We start from the raw sequence: 12,245 nt of genomic DNA, 5'->3' as shown, positions 1-12,245 counted from the left end.
GTCTCGTACGTACCGATCGGAACGGAGCAGCGATGGTGGACGTCCCCTCCCTGGTCGAACAGGCTCGGCAGGGCAGGCCGCGGGCCGTGGCCCGGCTGATCTCACTGGTGGAGGGAGCGTCCCCGCAGCTGCGGGAGGTGATGGCGGCGCTGGCGCCGCTGACCGGCGGGGCCTACGTCGTCGGGCTGACCGGCTCGCCCGGCGTCGGCAAGTCCACCTCCACGTCGGCCCTGGTCTCGGCCTACCGGCGGGCCGGGAAGCGGGTCGGGGTGCTCGCGGTCGACCCCTCCTCGCCGTTCTCCGGCGGAGCGCTGCTCGGCGACCGGGTCCGGATGTCGGAGCACGCCTCCGACCCCGGCGTCTACATCCGGTCCATGGCCACCCGCGGTCACCTCGGCGGCCTCGCCTGGGCCGCGCCGCAGGCGATCCGGGTGCTGGACGCGGCGGGCTGCGACGTGATCCTCGTGGAGACCGTCGGCGTCGGTCAGTCCGAGGTGGAGATCGCCTCCCAGGCCGACACCTCCGTCGTGCTGCTCGCCCCGGGCATGGGCGACGGCATCCAGGCCGCGAAGGCGGGGATCCTGGAGATCGGCGACGTGTACGTGGTGAACAAGGCCGACCGGGACGGTGCGGACGCGACCGCGCGCGAGCTGAACCACATGCTGGGCCTGGGCGAGGCCCGCGCGCCGGGCGACTGGCGCCCGCCCATCGTCAAGACGGTCGCCGCCCGCGGCCAGGGCATCGACGAGGTGGTCGAGGCGCTGGAGAAGCACCGCGCCTGGATGGAGGAGCACGGCACGCTCGCCGAGCGCCGCCGGGCCCGTGCGGCCCGCGAGGTCGAGACGATCGCCGTCACGGCCCTGCGGGAGCGCATCGGCGACCTGCACGGCGACAGCCGCCTCGACGCCCTCGCGGAGCGGATCGTCGCGGGCTCCCTCGATCCGTACGCGGCGGCCGACGAACTGGTGAGCAGCCTGACGGCGACGGCCTGACGGCCACCCGCCCCGGCGCCGCGAGGCTGCCGACGGCCCCGTCCGGATCAACAGCGTCCCGATCAACGGGCGTCCCGATCTGGTCCGGGCCGTCGGCATTCGGCCGTATGGAGGGCGTATTCGCCGTGAGCCCGGTGAAGTACGGCCCGTGCATGCGAAGATACCGGCCGCAAACGGTACTCGTGGGCGATCGGGGGCGTCGTACGTGCTGGGACCGCTGCGTGAGCCATCACCGAGGACGATCGGACCGTACGAAGTGCTCGCGCGGCTCGGCTCCGGCGGCATGGGGGAGGTGTACCTCGGCCGCCGCGCCCCCGGGGCGCCGCCTGCCGCGCTGAAGACCGTGCGGCACGACCTGGCCGGTGATCCGGCGTTCCGCGCACGGTTCCGCCGGGAGACCGAGGTCGGCCGGGCCGTCCGCAGTCCGCATCTCGCGGCCCTCCTAGACGCCGACGCGGACGCCGGCACGCCCTGGCTCGCCACCGAGTACGTGCCCGGCCCCGCCCTCTCCTCGGCCGTCCGCCGCTCGGGGCCGTTACCCGAGCCTGCCGTCCGGGCGCTCGGTGCCGGGCTCGCCCGGGCGCTCCAGGCGATCCACGCGGCCGGTGTGGTCCACCGGGACGTCAAGCCCGGCAACGTACTGCTGGCCGCGGAGGGACCGAAACTGATCGACTTCGGTATCGCGCGGGCCGAGGACGCCACGCGACTGACCACCGACGGCCGGATGGTGGGCACCCCGGGGTTCATGTCGCCGGAACACGTGGGCGGCGGTGCAGGCGGCACGGTGGTCCCGGCGTCGGACGTGTTCTGCCTCGGCTCGGTGCTGTGCTTCGCGGCAACCGGCCAGGACCCCTTCGGGGACGGCCCGGTCGCCGCCGTCCTGTACCGCGTGGCCTGTGTCGAGGCCGACCTGGACGCCGTTCCGGAGGGTCTGCGTCCGGTGCTCGCGCAGTGCCTCCGCGCGGACCCGGCTGACCGCCCCGGTCCCGCAGAGCTGGTGGAGCTCCTTGCACCGCCGGCGCTGCGCTGGCCGGACCCCGTGCGGCAGCGGATCGAGGCCTACGAGACCGAGGTCGCCCGGGTGATGGCCCTCCCGCCGTACACCCCCACGCAGGCCGGCCCCGATGTCCACGAACCTCCCACCGAGGACGCCGCCCGGCCCGCCCCCGTGCCCGTAGGCCGCCGCGGACGTGCCGGGGCGGTCTCCCTCGCCGCGGCGGCAGTGGCCGGCGCGCTCGCCGTGACGCTGCTCGTGACGCGCGGTGGGGACGGCGGCACCACGGACGGTTCCGCGGACCGCCCCGCCCGCGTGCTCGGCGGCGTCGACGGGAACGGCGGCCCGGACGGCTCGGGAACGGTCGCCCGCGGACACGACGTCAGACCGGCGGGCTGGAAACCCTGGAAGGCGAGGTTCGCGCAGCCCGCGCTGGGCTGCGCGGCGAGCGACGAGGTCCTGGTCTGCCGGCTCGTCGACGGCAGCTACCAGGCGGTGTCCCCGGCCACCGGCCGCACCCTGTGGAGCGCCGACGCCCGCGAGGGCGTGTCCGAGGCCGGCACACTCGGGGACGGCTGGAACGTCCTGCCGTCCCAGTCCACCCTGCCCGCCGTGTACGGCGACATCGTCGTCGCGGCGTCCGGGGAACGTCTCACCGGGCGCGAGGCCGGCACCGGAAAGGTCCTCTGGGAAACCCGCTCGGGCGCGCCGCTCGACGTGGACAGCCGGCCCCTGGTCCTGGACGGCCTGGTCTTCGCCACGGACGGGGAGCCGATGGAAGCCCAGCAGCTCGTCGCCCGTGATCTGCGCACTGGCGCGGAGAAGTGGCGCAGGCCGCTGGCGCCGGGCGGTCTCCCGCGCGCCCTGGTGCGGAACTTCTGGCCGGTGGCCGCGGCGAAGGGCACGGTCTACGCCCTCGGCAGCGACGGCCTCACGGCGTTCGCCACCGCCACAGGTGAGCGGCGGGGACAGGTCACCGGGAAGGCCAGGGACTGCGGCTGGGCCATGGTGAGCGGACCGGACGGGTGGTGCGTGGCCCTCACCACGGCGGCGCCCGGCGACGGCTCCACGGACATGGTCACCGTCCTGCACCGGCTGCAGGCCGGGGCACTCACGGAGCGGGGCACATTCCGGCTCGGCCCGGAGTTGGCGGCGAACGCCGAGGTCGCCGCGATCGACGACCGGGTGATCGTGCTGCACCGGCTGCGGACCGGGCCCGAGGTCGTGGTCGTGAGCCGCGCCGACGGCATGGTGCTCGGGCGCTATCCGGACCGCACCACCGCCGGCGGCGGGCAGCGCTTCACCGTCTCCGACCCGCTCGTCTCCGACGGCCGACTGGTCTGGGCCGACAGCTCCGCGCTCCACACCGTCCCGTTGAGCAGGGACGGCCGGCCCGGCGCACTCCGCACGACACCCCTGACCGGCGCGCCGGGCCCGCGTGTCCCGGAGGAGTACGACCGGGCGAACGGCTTCCGGTACGCCAAGGAGCTGCGCGCTCCGGTCGTGCTGCCGCTCGGCGGTGTGGTGCACATCGTGTACGACGAGGGCACGGCGCTGTCCGTGCCGATGCCCGGCTGACGGGGCCGCCCGGTGATCCAGCCCCTTCCCGCCGGACGCCCCGCGCGGTACGCGGGACCGTACCGACTGCTCGGACTGCTCGGTTCCGGTGGCATGGGGGAGGTGTACCTCGCCCGTCCGGCGGACTCCGTGGGGACCGGTCCGGCCCGCCTTGTCGCGGTGAAGACCGTACGTGCCGACCTGGACCTCGACGAGGGGTTCCGGGCGAGGTTCCGGCGGGAGATCGCGGCCGCGCGGGCCGTGCGCAGCCCGCACACGGCCGTGCTCCTCGACGGGGACGCGTCCGGCCCGCTGCCCTGGCTCGCCACCGAGTACATCGCCGGTCCCTCGCTCGGCGAGGCCGTGGCCCGTACCGGTCCGCTGCCGGTGCCCGCCGTACGGGCGCTCGGCGCCGCCCTGGCGCGGGGACTGGCCGCGATGCACACCGCGCGGGTGCTGCACCGCGACCTCAAGCCCGGCAATGTGCTGCTCGCCCCGCTCGGCCCGAAGATCATCGACTTCGGGATCGCCCGGCTCAGTGATGCGACGTCCCTCACCGAGAGCGGGGTCGTCGTGGGGACGCCGGGCTTCATGTCGCCCGAGCACCTCTCCGGCTCGCGGTCGCTGGTGCCGGCCTCGGACGTGTTCTGCCTGGGTGCGGTGCTGTGCTTCGCGGCGACCGGGCGCGGCCCCTTCGACGATCCCGAACTGGCGGCCACGGTCTACCGGATCAGCCGCGGCGAGGCCGAACTGGACGCCGTACCGGACCTGTTGCGGGGGATCGTGGCGGAGTGCCTGCGGCTGCGGCCCGCCGGGCGTCCCACGCCGGACGAACTCGCGGACCGGCTGGAACCGGGCGGTCCGCCGGAGGTGTTCCCCTGGCCGCCGCGGGTGCCCGCGCTGTTCGAGGAGCACGCGTCGGCGGCGCGTGCCTGCGCGGAACGGGCGGACGGGGCCGGCCGCGTGGACGTTCCGCTGCCCGTGCCGCCTCCCGGTCCCGGTGGTGGCTCCGGGGGCCGCGGCCCGTCCGGGTCCGTGGACCGGGCGGCCGCGCCCCCGCTCACCCGGACGCTCGCGCTGTTCCGCCGTGCGCAGGCGCCGGCCGGCGGGCCGGCGGACGGCGCGGTGCCGCGCCGGGGACGGACCTGGCCGGCCGTGACGGCGGTGGTGCTTGCCGTGCTGGGGGCCGTCCTGGTGCCGCGCCTGCTCGGCGACGGACCCCTGGACCCGCCCGGTCTCGACGGTGCCCGGCCGGCCGCCTCCTCCACGTCGTCACCGTCTCCGGAGGCACCGCCTGTCGTTCCGGGCGCGGATCCGGGCGGCAGCGGCGACTTCGGCCGGCGGGGGGCCGACCAGACGGCCCGTCCGGCCGGCTGGCAGCCGTGGCGGACGGCGGTCCGCGGGTCACGGGGGGACTGCTCGCTGGCCCGGGGCACGCTGGTCTGCGCCCGGGCGGGCGGCGGCGCCACGGCCCTCGACGCGGCGACCGGCCGTCGGCTCTGGGACCTTCCTCCGGGCGCGGCGGCCGACGCGCGGACGGTCGCCGGGCCGCCCGCCCTGGTGGACGGCGTCGCCTATGTCACGGGCCCGGCCGGGATCACCGGGGTGGGAATCGCCGACGGCCGGGAGGTCTGGCGCCGCGCCGCCCCGCCGGGGCAGTCCGCGGTCGCCGCCCGGGCCGACGGCGGGGTGCTCTACTTCGTCCTGGAGCCGCGGTCGGGCGGCGGAGGCCGGCTCGTCGCGCAGCGGCTGGACGGCGACCGTGCCGAACTGTGGAACGTCCCGGTCGCGGAGTCCGGGGCCGACGCCGTGCTCCTGGTGGCCGAGGGCCGGCTGGTGGTGGTGGGCCGCGCGATCGAGGTCCGGGACGCCCGGACGGGCGAGCGAAGCTCGGCGACGGCGCCGGGCGAGGTCGAGTGCGGACTGCCGGTGCTCCGCGGGGCGTCCCTGGTCTGCGTGCGGAGGGCGGCGGGGACCGGGATCACCGTGGTGGACGTCCGCGACCCGCGGCTGCGCCGCACCCTCGCCGAGGGCATCGAGGTCAGGCACCGTCCGGCGGTCACCGAGGACGGCACCGTACTGCTGCCCGCTGCGCACCGGCTGTACCGGTACAGCCTCCGGGAGGCGCGGCACGTGTGGGACGACGCCGGCGTCCTCTACGGCGGGGGAACGCCGTACCTCGCGGGGGACCGGGTGATCGTCTCCCGCGACCGCGACCTCGGCTCGTACCCCCTGCGCACGGCGACGGGGATGACCGCGGAGGACAAGTCGTACGAGGGCTGGCCGGCGTCCGCCGCGCCGGGCGGGCCCGCCCTCCTCGCCGTCGGGGACGTCGTCTATCTCGGCTTCCCCGACGGCACGGTGATGTCCGGCTACGCGCCCTGACGCGGCCTCAGACCTTGCCGCGCCGGCCGCGCAGCCTGTCCGCGACGGGAGCGAGGGACTCGTGCAGGTCGGCCAGCGCGTCGTGGGTGAGCAGGTCGATGAAATGCCTGCGTACGGACTCGACGTGGTGCGGTGCGACCTTGCGCATGGTCTCGTCACCCGTCTCGGTGAGGACCGCGTACAGCCCTCGCCGGTCGGACTCGCAGTTCTCCCTGCGGACCAGGCCGGCGTTCTCCATCCGGGTGATCTGGTGCGACAGCCGGCTCTTGGACTGGAGCGTGGCGGAGGCGAGGTCGCTCATCCGCATCCGCTGCCCGTCCGACTCCGAGAGGTTGACCAGGATCTCGTAGTCGTTGTTGGTCAGTCCGAACGGCTGCAGGTCCTTCTCCAGCTGGTGCCACAGCAGCTTGCTGGCGTCCAGCCAGGTGCGCCAGGCGCACTGCTCGTCATCGTTCAGCCAATGGGGGGTGGCCGTCTCGGTCTCCATATATGGATTCTACCTAAGGAAGTTGAAGACTTAACAAAATCTGCGGCATGACGCACGGCACGCCCGGCGCGGTGTGGCCGGTCATACCGGACACACCGCACCCTATTCGCCCTGTGCAGGCGTTCGACGTCACACTCCGCAGACTACCGCTCACAGCCCGAAGCGACGCTGGAGGTCCCCCAGCTGGCCGGGAAGACGCGGCACCCCCGACGGCGAACCGGACATGTGCCCTGATGAGGCGCCTCCACCCGGAATTCCGGGCTCGTGCGGAAGCGTGCCGGTGGCCAAATCCGGCATCAGCACCTCGGTGGACTGGAGCAGCACCGTGCCCGCGCCGACGAACTCGAACTGGTGCTCCTCGCCGGAGGCGCCGCCGACCCCGGTGAGCGCCCGCAGGCCGCCCATCACCCCGCTCATATAGCCGTGGTCGTAGTGGTGACAGGGCGACGGGCAGTCCGCCCAGCCGACCAGCGCCTGCGGATCCACCCGGATCGGCGGCTCCATGAAGACCACGGGCCCGTTCGAGGCGGCCACGAACTTCCCGGTCCCGATGAGTGTCAGGAACCCGGGCACGATCGACTGCTTCAGCGCCAGCGACGGCTGGTAGGCGAGGAGGTTGCCCGCCCGGATCGTCAGATTGCCTTCGTCGAGGTCGTAGGAGTTCACGTCGAACGCCCGGTCCGCCAGCAGCATCTTGCCCGAGCCCTCGGCGACCACCCAGTCGCCGGCGTGCAGCGGCGAGTGGAAGCTCGTCCGCACCAGCCGGTCGAGCCGGCCGTGACCGATCCCGTTGAACTCGATCTGCCCGTAGTAGGCGATCATCTTTCCCTTCTGCAGGAACCACTGGCTGCCCTTGAGTTCCACGCAGAAGGTGTAGGCGTTGACGTTGTCGTCGGACGGCAGGGAGTACGGATCGAAGATCACAGGGCTGGTCACAGCTTCTCCTCCGAGGCCTGTACGTACACCGCGCCGTTCCCGGACAGCTCCAGCTGGAAGGCCTCGCCCGAGCCGCGGCCCACCATGTCGCGCCAGCCGAGCGCCGCCGACAGCTTGTTGCGCACGTCGCCGTGGTGCGCGACGTAGGCCTGCGGGTCGACGTGCACCGGGCTCTGCGGAGTGATGGGCAGTTCGATGACACCGCCGTGGGCCATCACCGCGACGGCCCCGTGCCCCTGGAGGGTGGTGGTGAACAGGCCCTGGCCGGTCACCTGGCCGCGCACCATGCCCATGACCCCGCCCTGTGAGCCCATGAACATCGTGCCCTGCTGGAGCGTGCCGTCGAAGGCGAGCAGCCGGTCGGCCTCGACGTAGAGGGTGTCACCGGTCAGGTTGATCACCTGGATGTGGTGGCCGCCGTGGCCGAACATCACCGTGCCGCTGCCCTCGACCGTCATCAGCGGGGTCGCCTCGTTGGCGATCCGGCGGCCGATCATGGACGCGATGCCGCCCTGGCCGCCCTGGATGTTCGGGGTGAACGAGACGTCGCCCTGGTAGGCGAGCATCGCGCCCCGCTGACTGTACAGCCGCTGGCCGGGCACGACCGTGGCCTCGATCATCTTGGAGTTGACCTCGCGGAACGGCATCAGACCTCACCGCCCACGGTGTTCCGCTCGCTCGGCTGCACGTAGACCAGACCGTCGCCCTCGAAGCGGATCTGGAACGCCTCGCCGGAGCCCTCGCCGATGAGCGTCCGGAACGTCACCCCGGACTGGAAGTGCTGCTGGAGATTGCCCTGGTGCGCGATGTACGCCCCCGGGTCCACGGACAGCGGGTACTGCGGGGTGACACGCAGGACCACCGCGGGCCCGTCGGAGATGATCGCGGCCTGGCCGGTCCCCTCGACGGTCGTGGTGAACAGCCCGTTGCCCTGCGACGCGCCGCGCAGTCCGGTGAAAGTGGTGCCGGTGCGCAGGCCGCCGTCGGTGCAGAGCAGGTTGCTGGCCTCGACGAACAGCTTGTCGCCGTTCAGCGAGACGAGATTGATCTCACTCGCGCGGTCGGCGAAGTAGCAGGTGCCGTGTCCCTTCACCTCCATCACGGTCATCTGCTCGCCGGTGAGGCGACGGGTCACCATGCCGCGCAGACCCTCACCGCCCCCGGTCATCTTCTTGAACGCCATCTGGCCGTCATAGGCGACCATCGAGCCGTTCTTCGCTTTGACGGCATCGCCCGTCATGGAGACGGCGAGCACCTTGCTGCCTTGAAGTCGGAACTGAGCCACGGGCGAGACGGTATCCGGCCCGGCCGCATACCGACAGCACCCATGGAACGATGCCGACCCCGAGCCGTCCCGGAGTCGGACCCGAGCCGACCCCGAGGCGAACCCGACGCGGTCGCGGCACCCCCGGAAACCGTGCGCTGCGGGAGGGTGCCACAATGGGGCCGCTTGTGCATCCGTTCACAAAGGCGGCTCGCAAGTACGGCCCAACGCCCCCTCCCGACCGAAGGTGTCCCCGTGGACGTCAAGACCGCTTCCGCCCTGCACCGACTGCGCCTCGTGTCCGTTCCCGAGGCCCTGTCCTTCCCGGCCCTGCTGATCTTCGGCTCCCTGCTGAGCCGGATCTCGGACATCGACTACCTGATGATGCCGCTCGGCATGATCCATGGTGTGCTGTTCGTGGGCTACGCACTGTTCCTGCTCGACGTGTGGAACAAGGCGAAGTGGCCGCTGAAGCGGGTGGCGTTCTTCTTCCTCCTGGCCCTGCTGCCGTTCGGCGGCCTCTACGGCGACAAGCTCCTCAAGCGCTACGAGCGCGACGGCGTGGTCGCCTCCCGCGCCCGCAAGGAAGGCGTCGTCAACGCATGATCGTTGCCTTCTCGGTCACCCCGCTGGGTGTCGGCGAGGATGTGGGGGAGTACGTCGCCGACGCGGTCCGGGTGGTGCGCGAGTCCGGCCTGCCGAACCGCACCGACGCCATGTTCACCTCGGTCGAGGGGGAGTGGGACGAGGTGATGGACGTCGTGAAGCGCGCCGTCGCCGCCGTCGAGGCCCGCGCGCCGCGCGTGTCCCTGGTGCTCAAGGCCGACATCCGTCCGGGCGTCACGGACGGCCTCACCTCCAAGGTGGAGACGGTCGAGCGTCACCTCGCCGGCTAGGACGTGATGTAGGTCGCGCCGGCCCTGCAACGACCTCATGAACCGAAGCTGCCTGGCCGGGGGCCTCGTCGTGCCCCGGTCCCCCTCGCGCCGTGCGCACATGCACCCGGGCCGGACCGCGCGGCCGGCGGCCGAGACCACCGGGCTCAGGCCCCCGGCGGTCCGCCGCTCAGGAGGGCGAGGCCCAACGGGGTCCGTTCGTACAGCACTTGGTGACCATAGCGGCGTGAGGTCAGCAGCCCCGCGTCGCGCAGGGCCGACAGGTGCGCCGATACGGACGAGGGCGCGAGGCCCAGGCGGTGGGCCAGGCCCGTCGTCGTGCCCGGATCGTCGAGGGCGCACAGGACGTCGGCCCGAGCCCGGCCCATCAGGCGCGCCAGGACCTCCGGGGTGCGGTCCGGGCTCTCCGTCCACAGGCCGCCGATGCCCCGTGCCGGGTACACCACCGTGGGCTGCCAGGGCGGCTCGAACCCGCTCACCAGGTCCGGCCAGGAGAAGGCGCTCGGCATCAGCACCACCCCGCGGCCGTCGAGCTCCCGGCAGTGGTCGTGGTCCTTCGCGATGGTGAGCGTCGGACCGTCGAACCTCAGGCTCGGATGGAGCTCCCCCACCAGCCGTTCCAGGCCCACCTCCGCCAGCCGCCGGGAGTGGTACGCGACGTCGGCCTCCAGCAGGGCCCGCAGCCGCGGCCAGTCGGGCTCGACGAGGGTGTGCCAGGCCAGTTCCATCAGATCCGCGAGCTCCCGCACCGCGCGCGCCGGGTCCTCCAGCAGCCGTCGGGCGACCGGGGTCTCCGCGGAACCCGGGCTGCACGCCAGCGACTTGGCCATGTCCTCGCGGGCCGCCGCGGGGTCGGCGGCCCGCACCGCGGCGATCTCCTCGGCGAACGACGCGGCCGGCCCGATCGGGGGCGGCCCCAGGAAGTCCGGGTTGTGTCCCCGCGGGGGCATCAGCAGCCACACCGGGGCCAGGTCGAGTCCGGCGGCCGCCTCCCTGATCCGGCGCAGATAGGGCAGGTGGTAGTTCTGCCGGTCCGGCCGCTTCAGCATCCGCACGGCTTCCTGCGTCTCCCACAGCGGCGAGATCGCGAAGCGGCAGCGCAGCGGATCGGATTCGCCGAAGTGCAGGTGGAACGGCACAGGAGCCTCCGGGATTCGTCCTGAACCGAAAGTCTAGGGTCCCGGTCCGGGGTCCGGGCACGCTCCCTGCCATGCCTACGGATCATTCCCAGCCCGCTCACGCACCAGCGGGCACCGAACGGAACGCCCCAGCCCCACCGCCCATGGGAGGAACCGCCCCATGGGTCGCCGGTGAGACCGCCCCGCGGACCAGGGATGAAGCTGTCCGGCCGACCGCGGGAGAGGCCGGTCCGCGGATCGCGGATGATGCTGTCCGGTCGGCCGCCGGTGAGGCCGGTCCGCGCACCACCGGAGAGACCGGCCAGAGGATTGCCGGAGAGTGCGTCCCGCCGGCCACCGGACAGCCCGCCCCGCCGCCCCCTGCAGAAACCGGCGGCGGATACCGGCGGGTGTTCGCCGTCCGCGAGTTCCGTGCCGTGTTCGCCGCACACCTCATGTCCCTGCTCGGTGTCGTCGTCAGCGAGATCGCCCTCACCGTGCTCGTCTACGACCTGACCGGCTCACCCCTGCTCAGCGCCCTCACCTTCGCCCTCGGCTTCCTGCCCTACCTGGCCGGCGGCACCCTGCTCGCCTCCGTCGCCGACCGGTATCCGCCGCGCCGGGTGCTGGTCGTCTGCGACCTCGTGTGTGCCGCGTGCGCCGCCCTGATGGTGCTGCCCGCCACCCCTGTCGCGGTGCTGCTCGTGCTGCGCTGCGCCGTCGCCGCGGTGTCGCCGGTGTTCCAGGGGACGCGGACGGCGACCCTGACCGACATCCTCGGCGAGGGCGACCTGTACGTCCTCGGGCGGTCGCTGCTGCGGATCGTGTCGCAGAGCGCCCTGCTGGCCGGGTTCGGCGTGGGCGGACTACTGCTCACCGTCGTCCCGCCCCGCGGCGCCCTCGGCGTCACCGCCGTCACCTTCCTCGGCTCCGCCGTGCTGCTCCGCTTCGGCACCCGGCGCAGGCCCGCGAGGGCGGGGGAGGGCGGGGCGCTGCTCCGGGACTCGCTGGCCGGCGCGCGGCTGGTCCTCGGCGACCGCCGGATCCGCGCGCTCACCCTGATGTTCTGGGTGCCGCCCATGTTCGTGGTGGCGCCCGAGGCGCTGGCCGCCCCCTACGCCGATGCGATCGGCGCGTCCCCGGCCCTGCTGGGGCTGATGATGTGCGCGATGCCCGTCGGGGCCATCGTGGGCGAACTGTTCGCCGGCTCCCGCCTCGCCCCGGCGACCCGGGAGCGGATCGTCGTACCGCTCGCCGCCGTGGTCCTGCTGCCGCTGGCGCTGTACGCACTGCGGCCGGGCGTGCCGACGGCCATGGCCGCGCTGGTGCTGTCCGGGCTCGCCGAGGCCTACACCCTGGGCCTCGACCGGTGGTACGTCGACGCCGTGCCGGAGGACCTGCGGGGCAGGGCGATGACGCTGATGACGGCGGGGATGATGACCGTGCAGGGCGTCGGGATGGTGCTCGCAGGGGCCCTGGCCGAGACGATGCCGGTGCACCGGGCGGTGGCGGTGTTCGGTGTCGTGGGCACGCTGTGCATGCTCGCGCTCCTTCTCGAGGTGCGCAGAACGGAAGGCATCCGACCGAGGAACGAGACGGAGCTGACCACCATATGA

11 protein-coding genes are annotated in these 12,245 nt (G+C 73.4%); 6 read left to right on the top strand and 5 right to left on the bottom strand.

The features are described 5' to 3' along the window. Nucleotides 1-32 precede the first annotated feature (32 nt). From meaB to ACZ4Z5_RS00495, 3 genes are all read left to right on the top strand, one after another. Complete coding sequence (gene meaB / locus ACZ4Z5_RS00505; RefSeq protein ID WP_468254431.1) at nucleotides 33-992, top strand: methylmalonyl Co-A mutase-associated GTPase MeaB; 960 nt, start codon at nucleotides 33-35, stop codon at nucleotides 990-992. Nucleotides 993-1,248: 256 nt separating this feature from the next. Beyond that, nucleotides 1,249-3,564 (top strand): protein kinase domain-containing protein, encoded by a 2,316-nt coding sequence (locus ACZ4Z5_RS00500; RefSeq protein WP_468254427.1) that lies wholly within the window; start codon nucleotides 1,249-1,251, stop codon nucleotides 3,562-3,564. A 12-nt stretch (nucleotides 3,565-3,576) separates the two neighbouring features. Next, the gene (locus tag ACZ4Z5_RS00495; RefSeq protein ID WP_468254425.1) at nucleotides 3,577-5,928 is read left to right on the top strand and encodes a protein kinase domain-containing protein; all 2,352 of its coding nucleotides are present in this window, start codon (nucleotides 3,577-3,579) and stop codon (nucleotides 5,926-5,928) included. Between the two features lie 7 nt (nucleotides 5,929-5,935). Here ACZ4Z5_RS00495 and ACZ4Z5_RS00490 read toward each other — a convergent pair whose 3' ends face one another. The 4 genes from ACZ4Z5_RS00490 to ACZ4Z5_RS00475 all read right to left on the bottom strand — a co-directional run bounded on the left by ACZ4Z5_RS00490 (nucleotide 5,936) and on the right by ACZ4Z5_RS00475 (nucleotide 8,636). After that, the gene (locus tag ACZ4Z5_RS00490) at nucleotides 5,936-6,415 is read right to left on the bottom strand and encodes a MarR family winged helix-turn-helix transcriptional regulator (RefSeq protein ID WP_468254420.1); all 480 of its coding nucleotides are present in this window, start codon (nucleotides 6,413-6,415) and stop codon (nucleotides 5,936-5,938) included. 150 nt (nucleotides 6,416-6,565) lie between these two features. After that, a complete protein-coding gene (locus tag ACZ4Z5_RS00485; protein WP_468254416.1) occupies nucleotides 6,566-7,351 on the bottom strand; it encodes an AIM24 family protein in 786 nt (261 codons plus the stop codon). Further along, nucleotides 7,348-7,998 (bottom strand): AIM24 family protein, encoded by a 651-nt coding sequence (locus ACZ4Z5_RS00480; protein WP_468254409.1) that lies wholly within the window; start codon nucleotides 7,996-7,998, stop codon nucleotides 7,348-7,350. Before ACZ4Z5_RS00480 ends, ACZ4Z5_RS00485 begins: the two co-directional genes overlap by 4 nt. Further along, a complete protein-coding gene (locus ACZ4Z5_RS00475; RefSeq protein ID WP_468254405.1) occupies nucleotides 7,998-8,636 on the bottom strand; it encodes an AIM24 family protein in 639 nt (212 codons plus the stop codon). Before ACZ4Z5_RS00475 ends, ACZ4Z5_RS00480 begins: the two co-directional genes overlap by 1 nt. Before the next feature lie 234 nt (nucleotides 8,637-8,870). Between ACZ4Z5_RS00475 and ACZ4Z5_RS00470 the strand changes: the two genes are divergently transcribed. Beyond that, on the top strand, nucleotides 8,871-9,221 hold the full coding sequence (locus ACZ4Z5_RS00470) for a DUF3817 domain-containing protein (RefSeq protein ID WP_468254401.1): 351 nt from the start codon (nucleotides 8,871-8,873) through the stop codon (nucleotides 9,219-9,221). Further along, nucleotides 9,218-9,511 (top strand): MTH1187 family thiamine-binding protein, encoded by a 294-nt coding sequence (locus ACZ4Z5_RS00465; protein WP_234762221.1) that lies wholly within the window; start codon nucleotides 9,218-9,220, stop codon nucleotides 9,509-9,511. Before ACZ4Z5_RS00470 ends, ACZ4Z5_RS00465 begins: the two co-directional genes overlap by 4 nt. Before the next feature lie 146 nt (nucleotides 9,512-9,657). On the opposite strand, the gene ACZ4Z5_RS00460 is transcribed toward ACZ4Z5_RS00465, so the two are convergent. After that, nucleotides 9,658-10,650 (bottom strand): ArsR/SmtB family transcription factor, encoded by a 993-nt coding sequence (locus tag ACZ4Z5_RS00460; RefSeq protein WP_468254392.1) that lies wholly within the window; start codon nucleotides 10,648-10,650, stop codon nucleotides 9,658-9,660. A 389-nt stretch (nucleotides 10,651-11,039) separates the two neighbouring features. Here ACZ4Z5_RS00460 and ACZ4Z5_RS00455 point away from each other — a divergent pair, with 389 nt between their 5' ends. Next, complete coding sequence (locus tag ACZ4Z5_RS00455; protein WP_468254387.1) at nucleotides 11,040-12,245, top strand: MFS transporter; 1,206 nt, start codon at nucleotides 11,040-11,042, stop codon at nucleotides 12,243-12,245.

It is taken from the genome of Streptomyces sp. NPDC030222 (genome assembly GCF_055573115.1).
The sequence above is the reverse complement of the archived record's forward strand: the minus strand, read 5'-3'. Positions and strand labels throughout refer to the sequence as shown.